At 43.5% G+C, this 21,441-nt stretch carries 19 protein-coding genes; 12 read left to right on the top strand and 7 right to left on the bottom strand.

What is annotated here, in order from left to right:
- The first annotated feature begins 99 nt into the window (after positions 1–99).
- Positions 100–723 (top strand): hypothetical protein, encoded by a 624-nt coding sequence (locus P0M28_RS21125; RefSeq protein WP_302204901.1) that lies wholly within the window; start codon positions 100–102, stop codon positions 721–723.
- On the opposite strand, the gene P0M28_RS21120 is transcribed toward P0M28_RS21125, so the two are convergent.
- Positions 694–3,702: a CHAT domain-containing protein gene (locus tag P0M28_RS21120; protein ID WP_302204900.1), complete on the bottom strand. Its 3,009-nt coding sequence runs from the start codon at positions 3,700–3,702 to the stop codon at positions 694–696. The two genes, P0M28_RS21125 and P0M28_RS21120, sit on opposite strands and share 30 nt — an antisense overlap.
- A gap of 272 nt (positions 3,703–3,974) precedes the next feature.
- On the opposite strand from P0M28_RS21120, the gene P0M28_RS21115 reads away from it, so the two are divergent.
- The 4 genes from P0M28_RS21115 to P0M28_RS21100 all read left to right on the top strand — a co-directional run bounded on the left by P0M28_RS21115 (position 3,975) and on the right by P0M28_RS21100 (position 7,474).
- Positions 3,975–4,349, top strand: coding sequence for a LexA family protein (locus tag P0M28_RS21115; RefSeq protein ID WP_302204899.1), 375 nt, complete (start codon positions 3,975–3,977; stop codon positions 4,347–4,349).
- A gap of 94 nt (positions 4,350–4,443) precedes the next feature.
- Entirely contained in the window at positions 4,444–5,181 is a 738-nt protein-coding gene (locus P0M28_RS21110) for a DUF4488 domain-containing protein (RefSeq protein ID WP_302204897.1), read from the top strand.
- 176 nt (positions 5,182–5,357) lie between these two features.
- Positions 5,358–6,554: a transposase gene (locus P0M28_RS21105; protein ID WP_302203654.1), complete on the top strand. Its 1,197-nt coding sequence runs from the start codon at positions 5,358–5,360 to the stop codon at positions 6,552–6,554.
- 56 nt (positions 6,555–6,610) lie between these two features.
- A complete protein-coding gene (locus tag P0M28_RS21100) occupies positions 6,611–7,474 on the top strand; it encodes a hypothetical protein (RefSeq protein ID WP_302204896.1) in 864 nt (287 codons plus the stop codon).
- A gap of 3 nt (positions 7,475–7,477) precedes the next feature.
- Here the strand turns inward: P0M28_RS21100 and P0M28_RS21095 are convergent, their stop codons facing one another.
- A complete protein-coding gene (locus tag P0M28_RS21095) occupies positions 7,478–8,365 on the bottom strand; it encodes a DMT family transporter (protein WP_302204894.1) in 888 nt (295 codons plus the stop codon).
- Entirely contained in the window at positions 8,362–9,366 is a 1,005-nt protein-coding gene (dusB, locus tag P0M28_RS21090; RefSeq protein WP_302204893.1) for a tRNA dihydrouridine synthase DusB, read from the bottom strand. The genes P0M28_RS21095 and dusB overlap by 4 nt, the downstream gene beginning before the upstream one ends.
- Positions 9,367–9,593: 227 nt before the next feature.
- On the opposite strand from dusB, the gene P0M28_RS21085 reads away from it, so the two are divergent.
- The 5 genes from P0M28_RS21085 to P0M28_RS21065 all read left to right on the top strand — a co-directional run bounded on the left by P0M28_RS21085 (position 9,594) and on the right by P0M28_RS21065 (position 13,825).
- Positions 9,594–10,592, top strand: coding sequence for a CPBP family intramembrane glutamic endopeptidase (locus tag P0M28_RS21085; RefSeq protein ID WP_302204892.1), 999 nt, complete (start codon positions 9,594–9,596; stop codon positions 10,590–10,592).
- Complete coding sequence (locus P0M28_RS21080) at positions 10,585–10,794, top strand: putative signal transducing protein (RefSeq protein WP_302204891.1); 210 nt, start codon at positions 10,585–10,587, stop codon at positions 10,792–10,794. The genes P0M28_RS21085 and P0M28_RS21080 overlap by 8 nt, the downstream gene beginning before the upstream one ends.
- The gene (locus tag P0M28_RS21075) at positions 10,775–11,605 is read left to right on the top strand and encodes a phosphatidate cytidylyltransferase (RefSeq protein WP_302204890.1); all 831 of its coding nucleotides are present in this window, start codon (positions 10,775–10,777) and stop codon (positions 11,603–11,605) included. The genes P0M28_RS21080 and P0M28_RS21075 overlap by 20 nt, the downstream gene beginning before the upstream one ends.
- 83 nt (positions 11,606–11,688) lie before the next feature.
- Positions 11,689–12,963 (top strand): Glu/Leu/Phe/Val family dehydrogenase, encoded by a 1,275-nt coding sequence (locus P0M28_RS21070; protein ID WP_302204889.1) that lies wholly within the window; start codon positions 11,689–11,691, stop codon positions 12,961–12,963.
- Positions 12,964–13,093: 130 nt separating this feature from the next.
- The gene (locus tag P0M28_RS21065) at positions 13,094–13,825 is read left to right on the top strand and encodes a phosphatidylserine decarboxylase family protein (protein WP_302204888.1); all 732 of its coding nucleotides are present in this window, start codon (positions 13,094–13,096) and stop codon (positions 13,823–13,825) included.
- On the opposite strand, the gene P0M28_RS21060 is transcribed toward P0M28_RS21065, so the two are convergent.
- Positions 13,780–14,931, bottom strand: coding sequence for a serine hydrolase domain-containing protein (locus P0M28_RS21060; protein ID WP_302204887.1), 1,152 nt, complete (start codon positions 14,929–14,931; stop codon positions 13,780–13,782). The two genes, P0M28_RS21065 and P0M28_RS21060, sit on opposite strands and share 46 nt — an antisense overlap.
- Positions 14,932–15,290: 359 nt before the next feature.
- Between P0M28_RS21060 and P0M28_RS21055 the strand changes: the two genes are divergently transcribed.
- Together P0M28_RS21055 and P0M28_RS21050 are read left to right on the top strand one after the other, a co-directional pair.
- The gene (locus P0M28_RS21055; RefSeq protein WP_302204885.1) at positions 15,291–16,751 is read left to right on the top strand and encodes a Fic family protein; all 1,461 of its coding nucleotides are present in this window, start codon (positions 15,291–15,293) and stop codon (positions 16,749–16,751) included.
- Between the two features lie 99 nt (positions 16,752–16,850).
- A complete protein-coding gene (locus tag P0M28_RS21050) occupies positions 16,851–17,978 on the top strand; it encodes a hypothetical protein (RefSeq protein WP_302204883.1) in 1,128 nt (375 codons plus the stop codon).
- Between the two features lie 66 nt (positions 17,979–18,044).
- Here the strand turns inward: P0M28_RS21050 and P0M28_RS21045 are convergent, their stop codons facing one another.
- The 3 genes from P0M28_RS21045 to porX are packed head-to-tail and all read right to left on the bottom strand — an operon-like array spanning position 18,045 to position 21,280.
- A complete protein-coding gene (locus P0M28_RS21045; RefSeq protein WP_302204881.1) occupies positions 18,045–19,298 on the bottom strand; it encodes an alanine dehydrogenase in 1,254 nt (417 codons plus the stop codon).
- Positions 19,291–19,728, bottom strand: a complete 438-nt coding sequence (tsaE, locus tag P0M28_RS21040; protein WP_302204879.1) for a tRNA (adenosine(37)-N6)-threonylcarbamoyltransferase complex ATPase subunit type 1 TsaE — start codon at positions 19,726–19,728, stop codon at positions 19,291–19,293. The genes P0M28_RS21045 and tsaE overlap by 8 nt, the downstream gene beginning before the upstream one ends.
- Positions 19,721–21,280, bottom strand: coding sequence for a T9SS response regulator signal transducer PorX (gene porX / locus P0M28_RS21035; protein ID WP_302204878.1), 1,560 nt, complete (start codon positions 21,278–21,280; stop codon positions 19,721–19,723). The genes tsaE and porX overlap by 8 nt, the downstream gene beginning before the upstream one ends.
- Between the last annotated feature and the right edge of the window lie 161 nt (positions 21,281–21,441).

Raw genomic sequence — 21,441 nt, 5'->3', positions numbered from 1 at the left:
TGGCGGTTACTAATAGTTGTATATTAGCTAACAAAAGATATAAGTTGTTAGCTTTAAACATACTACACATAGTTTTACTAACCTTAAAACCTTACAATTATGCCAGACGGACGTATTCTTTGTGCCAAACCACGAACCTTGACGAATATTTCAACCTTTGAAAACTTAGTGAAAGAGGGCACGATTACTAGTGCAAACGCTGACCAGTTGGCCAGTATTACCCCGCTGAATATTAAGTTTGCGCTGGATAAAGTACGGAAACGATTTGATAGCCAACCTACTGACAGTGATTCACTACACTGCAATGGTAATCTGTACGAAGTTTCTAAACGAACGGTAGAGGCAGGAGAGCCGGAGGTGGTAGCCTTTAACGGGGGCCGAACTAAGTACGTTGATGGTGTTCTTCAGGATTGCTCTACTGGAGAGTTATTTTATTTTCTAGCAATAGACAGCGAAGATGTTAACACTAAACAGATAGACGAAGGTAGTGTAATCAAGTACGATAAAGAATACAAGGGAGTAGCTGAGGTAAAGCTATACAAAGGAAATAGTGGCCACGATGATGCCCGGGAAGAATTAATAGAAAATTACTTAGGAAGTAAGAAAAGTAAAAAGGTAATACAGGATAGCTTCGTAAAACAAGCTGCAAAACCTATTCCCGTAAAGGGCGAAATAGTTAGGTACGTAGAAGTATCAGACGTGCTGGCGGTTGATATTCGGTAGCACCCGTTTATAATCGGATCTACGCAGCCGCATAAAAACAATCAGGCTGAGGATAACTATTACTGCAAGTGCTACTGCGGCATAGGTAAGATCGTAGGGCAGGGGAAATTGAACATCGGTGTTTCCGAGTAACACCAACCCGGCCCAACACTGGGGATGGGCGAACCTTCCGTCTTCAATAAAATCTAACTTAGCATTCCGCAGCGCAGTAGCGGTAGCGGATTGCTCGGCAAGTTGGTCGTACAGTTTCTCAATCGTTTTCATAGTTAAGTAGTCGTTGATCTTCCAGAGCGACATCACGACCGATTGACAACCAGCGTACACGAAGTTACGAGCTAAGCTATAGCTTCCTTCTCCGGCGTAGTATTTACCTACCCCTGACTCGCAGGTGCCGAGCAGCAGTAGCTGAGTTTCTAACGACATGTTGTACAACTCATACAGGTAAAAAGATCCATCTTCTTCTGAGGTAGGGTAAAAGATAAATTTAGAATCAAAGGGGTTTTCTAAATCGACCATACCGTGGGTTGCTACGTGCAGTATGTCAGCATTTACAGCCTGTTGTTTAAACGCCTCTTCAGTAGCCGACTCATTTAAGAAGATTTGCGCCTGCGGAAATTTTTCTTGTACGTAGTTCACCTCTTCTTCGGCATCGCCCAGGCGGGGATAACGTTCGTGACCGGGTATATTTTCAAAATTTTTAATGCCAAACGCTGCCACTCCGAACTCACCTTTCTGACCTACTTTACGGCGTTGCCTATTCCGAAAAGCCACACTGGCCGATAATTCGTAGGAAAACTCGTAAGTTTTGATTAGGTACGGTAAATCTTGGTACCTAATGTCATTGGGCGCAGTTTCTACGGTAGATGTAATAAAGCTTTCAAAGGGCACCTTAGTAAGCTCACCATCCGCCATAATAATTAGATGCTCAGTATCTTCATCAGGCAATACTGGAGCTAGTAGTGTCTGGTACAGCTGGTGCGCACTTTCTTGAAATTGGAGAAAATTAGCGTAGGAGGGAGCACTGATATTATCGTTAGCCAGTACGTCTTGGTACTGCCCAACGAGTTTCTTTAGCCGACCTGTGTTTTCAGTCCGGTGGACTTTCACTGTATCGGGGGTAACTAATAAGGCGTATACTGCCGAGTTGCCCCAGAAATAGGAAACGGCAGACTGCCCCGAAACCAGGTGCTTCTGAAGGGTATCTAGACTGATGGTAAAGTCCTCACTAGTAATTGTGTAATAATTAGGATAATTAACCTCCACCTGCTGATCTAGTGTTTCAATTTCCCGTAGTACGTCGGCTCGCTGACGTTGCCACTCCGACATCTGAGCGGACTGCGGCTCGGCTTCCGTGAGCTCCGACTGGTAGTAGGCCAACTGAGTGCGTAAGGATTGATACCGTTGAACCAGTGAATCAGGCAGTAGCTGCTGGTCTCGCTCGGCCTGACGAATGGACTCTAGTAGCACCATCGCCTTACTCTTCTCAGTAAAGTGAAAAACCCAGCGTAGTAAAGAATCAGATGGATTGGTTTGGTACAAATGGTAACCCGCGGATACCGCCTGCTCGTAGGTCGTTTTATGATTACTGGACAGTATCAAATTGGCTCCTTCAGTAGAAAAATCCGCTCGCCAAACATCTACTAACTGATCAAATAGCTCAAAATACGGTAGAGCTATATTTAAATAGCTGGTATTAGAGGTCTTCCTATACTGTTTCATTAAAATAGACGTGAGCCTAGTTAGAGCTTCTTCCATTGCGCCTAGATCGTCTTCTGTCCGAATCGCTGTAGTAAAAACTTCTGACTGCTGCCGACTAGTTCTTGCATTCTCTAATCCCAACTGATAATAATATAAAGCACTGTCTGGGCTTTGAATCGCGTCAAACGCCTTTCCAATATCAATGTACAAGAAAGATAATTGGGCATGATAGTTACCATAGATTACCTTTTTTAAATCTTGACTTTCTCGGTAATTAGCAAATGATGCTTTCATTTGCCCCTTTCCTCGGTAAGCATTCCCTAGAAACTGATAACTTATTGAAAGTGACTCTAGATTAGCCTGCTTGTCTACAGCTAAACGCGCATAATAAATACTACTATCGTAAGCTTGTTTCTTGAAAAAATATCCAGCTTGATTGTTATAGTGCATAGAAAGGTTAGCTTTCGGTATTTTACCTCCAATTTCTATTGCCTTTCTATTATAATACAAAGCCTTATCAATACTATCCATATCATGATAAATAGTTCCTAGCAAGCCATTGGCATTCAGTAGATTAAAGTGGTCGACCTCTGGTAAATTCTTATAGCCCTGCTCTACCTTAAATGCGTACGATAACGCTTTATCATAGTCACCCCGTAGGCGATTAGCGAAAGAGAGATGATAGTAACAATTAGCCAGTAGTCGGCCTTGGTCGCTAAATTGCTCTCGGATACTAAGTACCTGCTGGTGAAACCGCTCCGATTCGTAGGGGCTCTGTAGGTTATACAGATAAACGTTGCCTATCTCTTCTAAATCACGGGCGACCTCCAGATGGTTTTCCCCATAAAACACTCGTTTTCGAACTAACGATTGTTGGTAGTGCTCAATTGCTTCATAGTGTTTACGTTGGGCGAGAGCTAAGTTAGCTTTAGCAGTAAAAACCAGCGCACTGAGTGTATCATTATCGGGTACGTGCTGGTTAAGAACTATCTGAGCGGTATCTAAGTAAGCTACTGCTTTGGGTTGAGTAGCCTCATCGGACAAGTGTAAATCAGCTAATTGGGTGAGTGCGTACACTACATTTAGGTAATCCTGCTCGTGCTGTAGCTGCTGCCGGGCCAATTTGTAATGCTTGATGGCTTGAACAGGAGCTTCTTGATTCTCTGATGCTTGGGCCAACGCTAGATACTCGGCTCCGGTTCGGGTGGTATCTGGTAAAACCGTGGCGGCTGTACAAAAGGGTACCACATAGCAAAATAGCAGTACTTTAAGAGATAGCATAAGTTGGTAGTTTTACGAAAGTTAGGAAAACTTGAACTGATTTCCTGCTACTGGAGGCACAAATTGACAATATGGTATTTACGGCACTACTCAAAGAATTAGTAAATAATCCTCGGGGTAAGCCCACGAGGCATTTGGCGGAATAAGTTTATTTCTCAAGGCAGACCTCGGGGAATTGAAACCAAAGAGATTAAAGTAAAATATTCTTAAAAAAAGAATATAATTCACATAAAAGATATATATTTGTCTTAGCCAACCAACCTTCATTTCCTATGACACGCGAATCTTCTTCAGAAGCTAGCATTCAACTGCAAAAGTTACCGCTTCTGCCGGGCAATATTTTAAATTTGGACTTAACCGAGTACGTCCTCTCCCACTCCCCTTCTTGCTACTTCATTAAAGTGAAGGGCGAAAGTATGCAGTCGCTAAATATTCATGATGGTGATTTGCTGGTAGTAGACCGTAACCTTTCAGCCGAAGCTAACGATCTGGTGATTGCCCTTGAAAATGATGCGTTTCAGCTCATGCAAGCTTCAACCTACGACGCCCGGCAGTATTCGCTAGCTTATGAGCCATCCGCGATGGTTCAAAAAAAAACTATTCAACTCTGGGGCGTGGTTACCTACGTCATTCATCACTGCCGATAGTTGCGTAGTGCGCTGCAATAAGGTAGTGTGCCTAAAAGTTTGCTGAACCTTATCGGTATTTAGCAGTTTTTAGTGATAATCAACCTAAAAACCTATGAAAACTTTACTATCGTACTGCCTAGTACTTTTTCTATTCAATACAAGCTCAGTATGGGCCCAATCCTCGCTAGACGGCGGTTGGAAACTGAGCAGCGTTAATGGTCAACCACTGGTAGGCATTGAGACAGTCGCTATTCTACAAGATGGTTATTTCATGTTTGGCCAGTATCAATCCGATGGAAGTTTCGTTAGTGCCGGAGGTGGCGGTTACGAATTAGCTGATGACCAACTTAATATTCTCTACGATTTTTTCACTGAAGATGCTTCTCAGGTGCGTAGCCCTATCGTTTACGCTGCCCAAGTAACCAATAACCAGCTTACGCTGAAAGATACTCCTGACGGCACACAGGTTTGGGAGCGTTTAGGAGAAGAAACTACCCCGCTTACCGGAGCTTGGCGATTTGCTACCCGGGTAGATGAAGATGGCAATGAAGGCGAACGTCGACGAGCTGGCCCTCGGATCACCGTTAAAATACTTTCGGGTAGTCGCTTTCAGTGGGCAGCGTTTAACTACGCCACCAAAGAATTTATGGGCACCGGTGGTGGCACTTACCAGGCTACCGAAGACGGTGAGTACACCGAAAACATTGAATTCTTCTCCCGCGACGATAGCCGAACAGGTGCTTCCTTATCGTTTGAGTACCGCCGCACAGCCGACGACTGGTACCACAAAGGACTCAACAGCAAAGGCGAACCCATGCACGAAGTCTGGACAGAGGGAGTTGAAAATTAATTTTTTCATAAGATTTAGGTTATGATAGAAATAAAGGAGAAAGCCCTAACTGATAGAGGGGCGTATGAATATGATGTTTTCTTAAATCATAAACTCATTAGTCAATACTTCGGACAGAATTTAGGAAAAGAGAAGGCACCCCATTAAGTTAGTTTTGCGAACAACTTTAGGGTACCATGAAAACCATAGAGATTCTCCAGACGATAATGGCAAAAATGCCGGACATATCCCAACCCATGCATAAGTTTTTAGTGCATCTTGTACAGGTGTTCTTATCGGCTAAGGGGCGTTATAACTTTACCAACTTGTCGCGCTGGGGCGACCTATGTGAGCGTACGTTTCGGCGTAATTACGACAAAGCTTTTGATTTCAGACACTTTAGTGAGGTGCTCATTGATCTGTTTTTTGCTAACCACTCCTGGATTGCGGTGAGTGACTGTAGCTACGTTGCTAAGAGCGGTAAAAAGACGTACGGTTTGGATAGGTACTGGAGCGGATGCTCCCAAAAAGCAATTAAAGGATTAGAGATTAGTGCGCTGGCTTTGGTATCAGTGAAAAGCGGATTGGCCTTAACCCTATCGGTACACCAAACCCCTGGTGGACTCAAAGACGAGACCAACCGCTTACTTTTCTACTTACAGCAGCTAGTCCGTTGTAGTGCCTACCTGCTCAAAAAGACGAAGTACTGGGTGGTAGACGGCTTTTACGCCAAACAAGCCGCTTGGGATCAGGTAGCTGCGTTAGGTATGTTCATGATCACTAAGTTGCGCGGTGATGCCAATATGAACTACTTATATGAAGGCCCCCAAAAGCCCCGAGGGAGAAAACGCAAGAATGGGGGTAAAGTTCACTGGAAAGGCGATGAGGTGTTAACTCGTTTTGAACAACAGGGTACCACCCCTGAAGGTTGGCAAGTCTATTGCCAAGTGGTTTGGTCGGTAAAGTGGAAGCGAAAGATAAAAGTAGTGATGGTTACTACACAAAGTAAAAGCGGCCGAACCGGTTTGTTCTTGTTAGGATGTTCGGATCTGGAACTCTCAGCAAGTCGTATTCTAGCATACTATCGCTTGCGCTTCAATATTGAGTTTCTCTTTAGAGATGCTAAGCAGCATTTAGGACTCAGCCACTGCCAAAGCACTCAAGAAAAACGTTTGGCCTTCCATTTTCAGGCCGTCATGATGACTTTGAATCTGTGTTTGGTAGAGAATCACTTGCAGGGTAGAACCAGCTTCTCACTGCAAGACGTCAAAACAGAGCATTTTAATACCCGTTGGCTACAAATCATTATTTCAAACTTAAATCTGGACGCTGAGTCAATAAAAATGCACCCCAACTACCCAAAGCTATTGCAACGGGGAAAATTGGCTGCATAAAACTGTCCATACTATTGATTAGTGATATGGGGTTTCTTCATGGTGATATGTTGTCAATGGATGAAGCTGCTAATATCAAATTAAGTGAAGTGTTACCTCTCCGTACAGACGAGTTTCCAGATAAATTAGATTTGAGAATTCCTTTTGGAAATCTTGTGGGTGATATTTTTGAGATTACAGGAATCAGGCGATATGAAGATGAATTTCAAATTGAATATTATTCTCATCCTAACTTATTAAAGAAAGTTCCTCAAAGGATTTCTGTCTATTTTACAGCTTTTTTAAAGGCAGTTGAATTTCATGAAAATTTATATTCTGATTACAATCATGTAGATGACGAAGGTCATCAATATATTATTATAAGCTATAAAACGTCCAATACCTTCGATACTATTGAAAACTTGATAGGCGAAGGAAATTCTGCAATTTTAGATCTCAAAAAGGAGGTTGATGTTACTGTAAATGGTTTTCAGTGGAAAAATGAGTACGATACTGATGAAAAGCCTTTTACTCTAGATGTGGTTTTACCGTTGCTCAGAAGAATGAAATTTAACTTTGTCAAATACACTCATGGGACTAACGAGTATGGAAAAGACATAGTTTTTTCTGAATTTTCTAAGTTTGGGCAACTAAAGTATCATGCCATGCAGGTAAAGCCTGGAAATGTAGGTGGTGGCGCTAAAGGAAAAATTAAGACCTTAATAGAACAAGCTGAGAGCGCATTTTCTATTCCTTATACAGGACAGGAAAGTAGAGATGAGATGTATATTTCCTCATTCACATTCGTGATAAGTGGAAAGTTCAGCGAAGAAGCAAAGAGGGAAGTTCTCTACAGAGTGCCAGAAAAATTAAAGGGTACAATACATTTTATAGACAAAGAGAAGGTATTAGAGCTGATAGAAAGGTACTGGGTAATATAGCCTTTACAATCGATTAGCAATATACACCCCGCCTAAAATCGCCAGCATGCCCAAGAAATGTTGATAGTTGAGCGACTCTCCGTCAATAAAGCCCCACAGAATGGCGACCATCGGTACCAGATAGGTGACAGAGGCAGCGAACACGGGGGAACGCAGTTGTACCAACTTATTGAAGATAATTAGTGCCAAGGCAGTACCGACTACTCCCAATGTAACAATTGCCAAAAAAGGCCACCATGCTTGCTGCTGCTCCAACGTAGGCAGAAAAGAAGAGTAGCCAAACAAGTACCCGGCTGCAATCGGCAACATCAGCACCAGCGAAACTGCCGTAATAGTTTGAGGAGTAAGATCGTAGGTATACTGTTTGATGATATTGGAACTAAAGCCATAACAAACCGTAGCTCCTACCACCAGTAGAGAATACGCATTGAATCCCGTTGATGACTCCGCCGAGCCAGCTAAAATGAGCAGCACCGTTCCAACCAGTCCCATGAGCAGGCCCAGCAGTTGCTTACGGGCAATGGTTTGATGAAAGAAAATGGCTCCTACTACCAGCACGTTGAGAGGCGTAACAGCATTAATGATTCCAGTAGACGAGCTGCTCAGTTGGGTTTGAGCCCAGGCAAATAAAAAAGCAGGAATTAAGCTGCCCAGAAAGCCAATCACCACTAAAACTCCCCAATGACGACGGTTCAGTTTAGGGAAAGACATAACTGCTACGGGTAGCAAAAAAGCTCCGGCTGCAACCATTCGCAAGGCACCCACCTCACTACCCGAGAAGGCCGTAAGCCCTCGCTTAATCAAAATGAAGGAGCTACCCCAAACTAATCCTAGTAAAATCAATGCCCCCCAAGCAACTACACCTGAATTGCGAGCCGATATTCTTTTCATTCTGCCAGAACCGATTCGTAATGTCCAGAGAATTTCTCAGCTACCTCATTTAGTGTCTCTGACACCTCAGCAAAAGTAGGCAACTCAACCAATCGCTGGCGGTAAGGCTTGAAGTGTGGAATCCCCCGAAAATAATTGGTGTAATGACGGCGCATTTCGTAAATACCTTTGCGTTCACCCTTCCATTGTACCGAAAATTCCAAATGTTCCCGAGCCACTTGCACTCGTTCTTCTAACGTAGGCGGGGGTAGTTTCTCACCCGTACGAAAAAAGTGCTTGATCTCCCGAAATATCCAGGGATAGCCAATCGCCGCCCGACCAATCATAATTCCATCTACTCCGTAGCGACGGCGATACTCCAGTGCCTTCTCCGGCGAGTCAATATCGCCATTACCAAAAATCGGAATATGAATATCGAGATGATTCTTCACCTCGGCAATGGGGTTCCAATCGGCTTCACCCTTGTACATTTGCTTGCGAGTGCGCCCATGAATGGTCAAGGCTTGAATGCCCACATCTTGCAGTCGTTGGGCGACCTCCACAATCTTTATGGTTTTTTCGTCCCAACCCAAACGTGTTTTTACCGTCACTGGCAATTGCACCCGATTGACAATCTCTCGGGTCATTTCCTGCATTTTGGGCAAATCTTGCAAAATTCCGGCACCCGCACCTTTGCAAGCCACTTTTTTCACCGGGCAACCGTAGTTAATGTCAACGAGTTCGGGCTGAGCCGCTTCGGCAATGGCGGCAGCTTCCCGCATCGATTCTATCTTATCGCCAAAAATCTGAATACCAATCGGGCGTTCGTAGTCGTAGATGTCTAGCTTCTCTACACTTTTAGCGGCGTCCCGAATTAGCCCCTCCGACGAGATGAACTCGGTATACATCATATCGGCTCCGTTCTTTTTACATACCGCTCGAAACGGCGGATCACTTACATCCTCCATCGGGGCCAGCAACAACGGAAACTCACCTAAATCTATCGTATCAATTTTTACCACAACATTTTTAATTAGTGTTACAGTGTTAAGGTTTTATAGTGCTAGGCTCTGAACCTACAACGTAAAGAATAACGACACCATAACACTAAGTACCGCGCAACGGTCGCTATAACACTTTGAACTACAACGAATGAAAGTCAGAAGTTTCTTTACCTTTGCCCTGATAGGCTTTTTCTTCGTTCCGTAACATAACTTTCGTTGGGAGGTTAGATAGACAAATAAGATTAATGGATTTACTAGAAGAACCAGAACCAACAGCAGTACGAAAAACAAATATAGTTTCTTCCTTGCTAATTTTAGTTGGTTTTGTGCTATTAGGGTTGTTTATAGGGCAGATTTTGGCATTTATTGGCATTCTTCCCCTGTTCGATTACGACTTTCAGAATATCCAGCAGGCACTGGCTAACCCTATGAGCTCACCCCGAGCTAAATCAGCACTACTGATTCTTCAGGCAGCCACATCCCTCTTTGGTTTTGTTTTAGCTCCTTTGCTGCACTACCGCTTAATTGACCGACAGCAACAGATACCGCTACTTCCTTACTTCAGCAGCGGGCGTGCTACTTCCGCTAAAAAAGCTTCACCTTTGGCCGTTCACACTACTACCTCGGTAGTTGTCCTGAGCCTCGTTTTTTTGCTCATGCTGGCTTTTATGGTGGCCAACTCAGTAATTATTGAGTGGAATATGAACCTAGATTTCAGCGGAATTTCCCCGGCTTTTGAAGCGTGGGCTCAAGCCAAGGAAGACAAATTGAAAGAATTAACGGAGTATCTTACCCGATTCAATAGCATCTCCGGATTGCTAATTGGCATGGTAGTTATTGCAGTATTGCCCGCCGTAGGAGAAGAACTATTATTTCGAGGGTTGGTACAGCCAAAGTTACATCAATTAGTTGGTAATCATCATGCAGCTATTTGGTTAGCTGCATTGCTGTTCAGTGCTATTCATATGCAGTTCTACGGTTTTTTCCCACGCTTGTTGCTGGGGGCTTTATTTGGTTATTTATTTTACTGGTCAGGAAATTTATGGTACGCCATTTTTGCCCATTTTGTAAACAACGGTTTCACTTTGGTAATGCTTTATTTATATCAGCAGGAAATTACCGATATTGACCTGGAAGCTACTGAAGCAATAGCATGGCCGATAGTACTAGCGGCGGCTGGAGCTGGAGTGTTTTTATTATATCAGTTTCGGCAAATGACCAAGTTAAAACAGCCGTATGGATAGCAAGTGGCAGAAAGTCTTTAGTACGGAACAACGTTACCAAGCCGAGATTGTGAAAGCAGTGTTAGAAGATCAGCAACTAAATCCGGTGCTCATAGACAAACAAGATCGGGCGTACCACTTTGGCTTAATTGAGGTCTACGTGGCTCCCAACTGTGTAATAAGTGCTCTAAAAATTATTCGCGATGATATCCGCTTTAAATAGATACAACAACGTTACCCAGCGAATTATTACCGGTACTGTTGGCATCGTAGCTATTGTTTTTGCCGTGTACAGTGGCGAATGGACGTACTTTGCACTGTTTTTTGCCATTTGTGGCCTCACGCAATTAGAGTTTTACAAGCTCACTGGCCTAGACGGTATGTTGCCCCTTAAATCGGTTGGAACATTCACTGGTTTATTGCTATTTACCGTCAGCTTTTTGGTAGAGCGAGGGACAATAGATGCCAGCTATTACCTGCTGGTTTTTCCCGCAATGGCTAGTATCTTCTTTATTAAATTATACAAAAAGTCAGATAAAAAACCCTTCACCAACATTGCTTTTACGCTCTGCGGCATTATTTACGTGGCGGTTCCTTTTGCTCTGCTAAATCTGATCGCTTTTTCCGGTAGTACGTACAGCTTTCAAATCGTGTTGGGGATTCTTTCACTGTTCTGGGCTAGCGACACTGGTGCTTACTTTACCGGAGTGCGCTTTGGCCGGAGGCAACTGTTTGCCCGGGTCTCGCCCAAGAAGTCGTGGGAAGGCAGTATTGGTGGAGCGATTACCGCACTGGTTACCGCTTTGCTATTATCGTATTTTTATACAGATTTACCCGCCTGGGAATGGATTATTGTCGGCGCAATCATCGTAATTACCGGCACCTACGGCGATTTGGTGGAATCACTTTTCAAGCGCAGTATCGCTATTAAAGATTCGGGAAAAGGGTTACCCGGACACGGTGGTTTCCTTGATCGCTTCGACGGACTACTTCTAGCCTCTCACTTTATCATTATTTTTTTGAAATTTTTTTAAAAACACTACGTTGATTACATTTTGTGGAATCAGATTACTAATTTTACGCCAGATTTTTATAATCTTTCTAACGAGTTAACCACATGTCATACGTAGAACCAGCCCCGATCAAGGATCGGGAAAATCCGTTTGAATCCATGATGTCGCGCTTCCATATTGCTTCGCAAGCGCTAGGATTGAACGATGAAGTGTATAATGTTTTAAAAAATCCGGTGAAGCAAGTAATTGTTTCTTTACCCGTCACCATGGACGATGGCTCTATCCGAGTGTTTGAGGGTTACCGGGTAATTCATTCTAATATTCTTGGCCCATCCAAAGGCGGTATCCGCTACGATATGGGAGTAAATATTGATGAAGTGAAGGCCCTAGCGGCTTGGATGACCTGGAAGTGTGCCGTAGTAGATATTCCCTACGGTGGGGCAAAAGGCGGTATCCGCTGTAACCCCCGCCAAATGTCGTCCGGTGAAATTGAACGGTTAACCCGATCCTACACCCAAGAAATGTTTAGCATCTTTGGGCCCGACCGCGATATTCCCGCCCCTGATATGGGTACCGGCCCCCGGGAGATGGCCTGGATTATGGACGAATACTCCCGAGCCAACGGCATGACGATTAACGCAGTGGTTACCGGAAAACCCATTGTACTGGGCGGATCAACCGGCCGAGCGGAGGCCACCGGACGCGGAGTAATGGTTTCGGCCTTCGCCGCGATGGAAAAGCTCAAGATCAATCCGTACCAATCTACTGTATCAGTACAAGGGTTTGGTAACGTAGGTTCTCACGCCGCTTTGCTTATGGAAGAGCGCGGCAGCAAAGTGGTAGCTATTAGCGATATTTCGGGAGCGTACTACAATCCGGATGGTATTAACATTCAGCAGGCGGTAGAATTTCGGGAGGCCAACGGAGGTACGCTAACGGGGTTTACCGGAGGAGAGGTTATTGAAGGCGAGGAACTACTTACCTTAGAAGTAGATATTCTGATTCCGGCCGCGATGGAAGATGTCATTACCGTGAAGAATGCCGAGCAGATCAACGCCCGCATGATTGTGGAAGGTGCCAACGGCCCTACTTCAGCCCGAGCCGACGATATTATCAATAGCAAGGGCACTTTGGTTGTTCCGGATATTCTAGCGAACGCCGGGGGAGTAACCGTTTCGTACTTTGAGTGGGTACAAAATCGCCTCGGCTACAAGTGGACCCGCGACCGAGTGAACCGCCGTTCCGACCGTATTATGCGCGAATCTTTTGAGCGGGTGTATAAAACAGCTCTCAAATACGGCGTATCCATGCGAATTGCGGCTTACATCGTTGCTATTGATAAGGTGGCTAACACGTACAAATTCCGAGGAGGATTTTAAGAAATGATTGGATGAGTGAATGAAAGAATGTTCGAATAATATTTTATTCCATCATTCACTCATTCAAACATGCTCTCGGTAACAAAAGCCCATTATCTTTGTCGTATAGTTACAACAATGCATATCATCTATGACTATCCATAAAGAAGGGCGCGTATTACTATTAGTTTCTTCAATCGTTTTGATTCTGTTCAACTTCGCGGTTGCGTATTTTTTTCCTGGGCGCACCGTTTTGCAAACCGTCATTCTCATCACTAGTGCTGTACTGTATTTGTTAATTCTTCAGTTCTTTCGCAACCCTCGTATTGTGGTAACCCGAAATGAAGAACAAATTTTAGCTCCAGCCGATGGTAAAGTAGTAGTGATTGAGGAAGCCGAAGAAAAGGAATACTTTCAGGAACGACGGATGCAGGTCTCCATTTTCATGTCGCCCATCAATGTTCACGTTAATCGTAACCCGGCATCTGGGTTAGTAAAATATTTTAAATACCACGCGGGGCAGTATTTGGTAGCCTGGCACCCCAAGTCTAGCACCGATAATGAACGCACTACAATGGTTCTACAGTTACCGAGTGGTTTGGAAATTCTGGTACGCCAGATTGCCGGGGCAATGGCTCGTCGAATTAAGTGGTACGTAGGCGAAGGCGATACCGTGCAACAGGGCGAAGAATTTGGATTTATTAAATTCGGCTCTCGGGTAGATGTTTATCTTCCACTCAATGCCGAAGTAAAGGTCAGTATTGGCGATAAGACAAAGGCGGGTCGAACTGTTTTGGCTGAAATAACCGCCACCCCGGCTGTGCAGCCCGAAACGGCCTATTCTACCGAAGAGATAACCAATCGCACCATCTCGCCAATTTGAGATGGCTGTAGCCAGCGGGTAACAATAACCAAGTCATGTTCATTATCAATGACGATGAAGTTACCTCCAAAACCGGCTGCGTAGTAAACCGAAGGGGAAACTCCCTCCCAAGCGCGTTCGCCTCGGTTCACCCACCACATGTAGCCGTAGCTTGCATTAGCTGTCGATGAGGTAATCGCCTGCTCAATCCAACGTTCAGAAATCAACTGCTGTCCGTTCCAATTGCCTCGTCGCAAAAATAGCAATCCGAAGCGGGCGTGATCTAGCGTAGAGATAAACACTCCCCCACCCGAGTGACCACCTCCACTCACCGACTGCATCATAATACCATCTACGTTTACAAAAGAGTCGTCGTAACCATACCAGCGCCAAGTAGTAGATGCCCCGATCGGATCCATAATTTTTTCTTTCAGCACCATTGGCAGTGGCTTTCGCCAGACTTGCAGTAATGAGTAGGCCAGCAAATTGACCCGCACATCGTTATACTCAAAGTTAGTGCCCGGAGTCAGTAGCTCACGGTACTTCCAGTCATCAATACCGCCTTCGCTGGGTGGACGGTCAGCCCAGTCTTTAGTAGCGAATAATGTGCCTGACCAGTCGGAAGACTGAGTGAGTAAGTGATCCCAGGTTATTTGGGAGTTGTGCGCTCCGGCAAATTTTCCATCCCAGACGTAACTGGCTACCGAGTCATTCACATTAGCAATTAGTCCAGCATCTACGGCCAAGCCAGCCATAGTTGATAAGTAGCTTTTGGTAACGCTAAACGTCATGTCTACCCTCTCAACATCGCCCCACTGAGCTGCAATGTATCCGTTTTTCAACACAATTCCAGCTGGGCCACCCCGATCTTTGGTTGGTCCCTTAATTTCGTGGTACGGCTCCCGAGCAAACCCCTTCAAAATAGCTACTTTCAGATCACGATCCCCCTCGTACTCGTTATTCTGAGCGAAATCAACGGCTTTTTGTAGTTGTTCAGCGTTTAAGCCAACATCTTGGGGTGAACGGTTTTCCCAGGTTTTCGTGGGAAAATAAGGTTGGCTTTGTGCCCAAACGAAGGTCGGAATGCTTAGTATGAAACAGAGCGTTAGTAGGTAGGGATAGCGCATGATGAATGAAGAAGTAAACCGCACAAATATGACGGATTCACCTGTTTTATGCTAGTGATAATGACGTTTTATAATCTCTTAATATGTGGTATAGGGTAAACTGGAAAAGTCTTCCTTTTCATCAGTACGTCTTGAAGTACGAGATAAGAAATATTATAGGTAAATTCAACAAATACTTATTAACTATCGGGCAAAACGCATTAAGATTAACTGTAGAGCGTTGTACTTTAACGGAGCTGCTGTTTATTGCGAGTAATCGGTAGCTTGAGGCGACTCAGTTGAACAGAAAAGTGACAATAGAAATAACGGATTCTAGTTTCTTTGGTGTAGTTGTTAGATGAAATTTAGAGGATTAAAGTATGAGTGAGATAAATAGAATTTGGAGGCATATATCTTTTTCTGATGAATGGGCTTACGCAGATACATCTGTATTAGATGAAATTGCACCATCTTGGTTTTCAAGACGTGAGGTTTTACTTGAGAACTCTAAGGAGTATCAAGATTTTATGAATAGACTAAAGCGTAGACATGCTATTGAAACTGGGGTAGTAGAGCGCATGTATGATATAGAAAAGGGGGTTACTGAGACATTGATAAATGAGGGATTTCTATCTTCTTTAATATCTCATGGGGATACTAATATTGAAAAAAAGAAACTTCTTAGTCATTTGGATGACCACTTAGAGGCGGTAGATTTTATATTCGATGTTGTGAAGGAAAATAGGCCATTGACTAAGGGGTTTATTTTGGAGTTGCATCAGCTTACAACACGACACCAAGAGTTTGCTGAGGGGAGGGGTCAGTTTGGGAATAAGACTAAAATTGCATTAATAAAAGGCAAGTTTAAAGAAAGAGAGAATAACCCAACAAGACCAGATGGTATAGTGGTTAAATATTGTCCTCCTGATCATGTGGAGGCAGAAATGGATAACCTTATTAAAATATATGAAGGGTTAATTGAGCAAAAAGTACACCCTCTGATAGTAGCCTCGTGGGTTCATCATGCTTTTACAACTATTCATCCTTTTCAAGATGGTAATGGCCGAGTAGTAAGGCTAATTGCAAGCCTAATCTTGATAAAAGCAAATTATTTTCCTGTGACCGTTTTGCGAGAAGAGGCAAAGGAAAAGTACATCAAATCATTAGAGGAATCGGATGCAGGTAGCCCACAGCGGCTAGTAACTTATTTTGGGGAAATTCAGCGCCGAAATATAGAAGAGGTGCTGAACTTAAGAGAAGTTTCACAGACCTCATTAGATGAGGTAACCAACATATTTAAACAGAAATTATTAGATAAAGGGAAGCATGAACAAGCTCAACACAAGCAATTACTTGCAGATAGACGCTTACAAATTTATACTATATGCAATGAGTTCTTAAATAGCTATAAGGATCAGCTAGAAACTGGTTTTGACGATTCAGTAACCTTTTATATTGGTAGTGGCCGTCCAGATGATTCAACTCGCCAGCATTATTACTATCATCAGATTGTAAGGTATGCTAATCAACATAATTACTTTTTCAATCGTAATCTTCCTAAATCCTATTTCATTTTTGGTTTTAATTTGAGAGATGGTCAAAAATATGAACTGGGTATATCAATTCACCACTATGGATATGATGATAGTACTATTGCAATCGGTGCATTTTTAGAGTACAAATCAACATCAGGCGATGATACAGACTCCACAGCACCATTGAGTATAAAACCACATATTATATCAATTACTGATGATGCTAAGCCTAAAGAGAAAAATATAAAAGCACATTTGGAAAGTATTTTGACTGTGACCATAGCTCAGATAGCGAGCGAAGTTTAGCACTTCATGTAATACAGCACTATACGTCCATACCCCCGATGGTCGGCATGTCGCATAGCTAGACGACGTAACAAACTACAATACAGAATTATTAATGATATGAGCGAATTCCAATATTATGAATTCCACGCAGTAGATAAACCTTTATCTTCAAAAGATTTGGAAGCTGTTCGGGGAATGTCGAGTCGGGTTCAATTGTCGTCACGAAAAGCGGTATTTACGTATAGCTACAGTGATTTTCGTTACGATGAGGAAGAAGTTTTGATAAACTACTTTGACTTTATGTTCTATATCGCTAACTGGGGAAGCAAGCGAATAATGATGAAGTTTCCCGCTGAATTAGTTGATTATGCATTTCTTAAAAAATACAGCATCAGCGTTATTTCTAGTTACGCCCAAGATATACGAATATTCAAGAAGTCAGCATTTGTCATCCTTGATATCAGTTTCAGTGAAGAAGACGGATTGGGGTGGATAGAAGAAGATAGCTACGGAGAGGTACTCTTGAATATCCGGGATGAAATCATGAACGGGGACTACCGATCGCTATTCGTAATATGGTTACGTTTTTTAGAAGACCTCTACAAAAGTGATGAATTCGATTTTGATTACAGTTTCAATTCCAGCCTGATTCCCCCAAATTTACTTCCCTTAAGTGCGAGTGGTCAAGAAGCAAAAGACTTTTGTTTGGTTAGCCAAGATTGGTTGGATGTTATGCAATCATATAGTAAAAAGAAAGAAGAGGCAACTGATCTGGAAGACCAAATCTTCAAAATGCCTCAAGATAGAATGGCTGAATATTTACAAATGATACTGAAAGATGAGTCCAACCTGAAAGCGCGGTTGATAAAGGAGTTGAAGGACAAAAATATCAGTAAAGATAAAGATGAACATCACCAGATACAATTGACTGAAATTGGTGAAAAAGCTGCGGTAGTAGAACAATCCAGAAGAAAAATAGAGCAGAAAGAAAAAGACCGGCAAGAATTAGAGAAAATGAACAATATTCTTCAGAACAGTGATAAGATCAAACAAGAGATAATAGAAAATATCGAGTTGGGAAATAGTAAGTACTATAAAATCGCAATAGCCAAACTAGAGGATTTGAGATCAATGAATGAGTATTTTAATACTCAAAGTGACTTCAAAACATTCCTGGATCAAATTATAGCAGAATATACCCGAAAATCGTCTTTTATTAGGATGCTAAAAAGACAGTATTCATGAAAAAGAAAACAGGGTTAGACTCAATATAATATGTCCAGTTCCCCATGAAATACATTTTGTCAACAACTATATCCGGGCGGCCATTAGCAAATGTAAATCGCGGGAGCGGAGATTGAATTTTTTGCCGATAGCCGCATTGGTCAAGCTACCTCGGTAGGTATAAATGCCTTTCATAAACCAACGGTAGTTGTAGATCATCTCGTCTACCCCACCGGCATCGCATACTTGCGATAGAATAGGCGTAAAAATATTACTGAACACGGTGGTTGCTGTGCGCGGTACCCGCGAAGCAATATTGGGTACGCAGTAATGAATCACATTGTACTTACGAAATACCGGCTTTTTCAGGCTGGTGATTTCCGAGGTTTCAATACAGCCTCCCTGATCGATACTTACATCCACAATGATCGATTCGGCTTGCATGTTAGCCACCATTTCTTCGGTTACCACCATGCGGTTAGTTCCCTTCTCAGCCCGAATGGCACCAATCACTACATCGGCCTCTTCTAACGCATTGCTCAGCGTGACTACATCCATGGTTGAAGTGTATATTTGCTGACCCAGCGTATGCTTTATCCGACGCAGTTTGTACAGTTGATTATCAAATATTTTTACTTGGGCACCAAGACCGATAGCGGTACGAGCGGCGTATTCTCCCACCGTACCCGCTCCTAGAATTACCACCTTGGTAGGAGGCACCCCGGTAATCCCCCCCAAAACAACTCCACTGCCGTTGGTACTACTGCTCAAATAGTGAGCCGCTACCGTCATTACGGTACTCCCGGCAATCTCGCTCATAGCCCGCACTACGGGCATCCCCCCCACTTTATCTTCAATAAATTCAAAGGCAACTCCGGTTATTTTTCGCTTGTTCAGAGCGTGAATAAACTCGGGAGTTTGGTTTCCCATTTGCAGAGCCGAAATTAGCGTAGCTCCCGGAAGAATATACTCAATCTCCTCCAGAGTGGGCGGAGCAACTTTCAGTACAATTTCTGCATCGAAGGCTTCTTTGGCCGAGTACACAATTTTAGCCCCGGCTTCACTGTACTCATTATCGGAAAACTTGGCGGCTACGCCCGCTTCGGTTTCTACCATTACCCGATGACCCAAATTGGTGATTACCCCTACGGAAGACGGAGTGAGCAGCAGTCGGTTCTCCTGCAATGATGTCTCCTTCGGAATTCCGATCTGGAGTGATTTGTTGCTTTCTTTTACCTTGGCTAACTGTTCCTGGGGATATAGCACTTGCTCTTTGGCAAGCTCCTTAATTTCGGAAGATGTGGCGCTGACTAGGGTTTCCGATTTGGTTGAATCATTCATGTTGGGACGCGTAAATAGTGCGACTCTGATCGGGCTGTACCTCTAAAAAAATTTGCAGGTGCCGATCGGGTAGCAAATTAGGGATTTTTTCAGGCCACTCCACCAAGCAGTAGCTTTCTGAATCAAAATATTCTTCAACACCAATGTCTACCGCTTCTGATTCGTGATTTAATCGGTAAAAATCAAAGTGATAAATACTTTGGCCGTCGGATGTTCGGTACTCGTTCACGATAGAAAACGTTGGGCTACTCATCTGATCTTCTACCTTCCACTGCCGACCTAACTCCTTAATCAAAGTAGTTTTCCCCGCTCCTAAGTCGCCCTGAAATAGCCAAATATCGTAAGAATTTCCCCAATTAATCAACTCCTGAGCAACCTGAGACAAATCTGCTTCCGGCACGGTCTTTCGAGCCCATTCATTTTCAGGCATTTTTAGGCGTTAGCGTAATTAGCGGCACAATCATTTCTTCTAAAGATACTCCTCCGTGCTGGAAGGTATCCCGGTAGTAATTTACGTAATAATTGTAATTGTTAGGGTACGCAAAAAAGTAGTCTTGCGTAGCAAACGCATACGTGGTTGATACATTTAGGCGAGGCAAGTGCAAATCTTCAGGACGGCGTACCGCAAACACTCGGTTATTGTCGAAGTTAAGGTTCTTTCCCTGCTTGTAGCGCAAGTTGGTATTAGTATTTCGGTCGCCAATAATTTTAGCCGGGCGTTTTACCCGGATGGTGCCGTGGTCGGTCGCCACAATTACCTTCACCGATTCCCTCGATAACCACTTGAATAGGTCAAGCAAAGGAGAATGTAAAAACCAAGATTTGGTAATGGAGCGATAGGCAGCCTCATCGGGAGCCAGTTCACGGATCATTTCCATATCGGTGCGGGCGTGAGAGAGCATGTCTACAAAGTTGTAAACCACTACGTTCAAATCGTTTTTCATCAGATTAGATACATTATCCAGCAACTGCTTGCCCTGCTCAGTGCGGATAATTTTGTGGTAGCTGCTCTTAATATCCAGGCGGTTCTTTTTAAGCTGTCGCTTTAGAAACTCGTACTCGTGGTTGTTTTTGCCTTCTTCTTGATCGTCGCCTACCCAAATATCGGAGTGATACTTGGCCATTTCAGCGGGTAGCATTCCCGAAAAAATGGCGTTACGCGAAAAAGCGGTAGTTGTTGGCAGAATAGAATACATAGACGATTCCTCCTCTACCGTGTAATGATCGGCGATAATGGGTTCAATAATCTTCCATTGATCAAACCGTAGGTTATCAATCAGAATAAAGAAGAGCGGTTGATCCGTTTTTAGCTCTGGGAAAATGCGCTTAGTCATTAACTCGTGCGATAGCAATGGTTTATCTACTCCCACCTCGTTCAGCCACAAATCATAATTATCGGTAATGAAGCGGGCAAAATTGGAGTTCGCCTCGTCTTTCTGATTATCCAGCACCTCCGACATGCTCCGATCCTCAGTATTATCAATTTCCAACTCCCAAAAAGTCAGCTTCCGGTAGATTTCAATCCACTCCCGATGGTCAATATCGTCGCTGTAGGCCATGCTTAGGTTCCGAAAATCCTGCTGATAGCTCATGTTGGTTTTCTCGGTAACCAGCCGTCGGTTATCCAGAATTTTCTTAATAGAGAGCAGTATCTGGTTAGGATTTAGTGGCTTAATCAGGTAATCGCTGATTTTGGCTCCGATGGCTTGCTCCATAATCATCTCTTCCTCGCTCTTAGTGATCATCACTACCGGAATATTAGGCTTAGAAGATTTAATGTAGTCTAAGGTTTCCAGCCCCGTCATGCCGGGCATGTTCTCGTCTAAGAAGATCAGGTCAAACGGCTGGTTCTCTACTTGCTCAATGGCATCGGCTCCGCTGTTCACGGTTACCATTTCGTAGCCTTTTTTTTCCAAGAAAAGCGTATGGGGCTTCAGCAGGTCTATTTCATCATCGGCCCAAAGAATTTTGTATTTCTGCATAAGTAGGTTGAGTTAAAAACTAATTAATTTTGAGGGGGTTATCCAAATGGTGTTATAGTGCGTGGTGTTATAGTTCCGGGAGCTAAGTTTAGAGTTACTATTTAGCCGTTACCATACTTAGAACTATAGCACTATAATACCTTAACACTAATCATTTAAAC

Source organism: Tunicatimonas pelagia (assembly GCF_030506325.1).
Lineage (GTDB): Bacteria > Bacteroidota > Bacteroidia > Cytophagales > Cyclobacteriaceae > Tunicatimonas > Tunicatimonas pelagia.
This window is presented reverse-complemented; position numbering and strand designations above follow the sequence as displayed.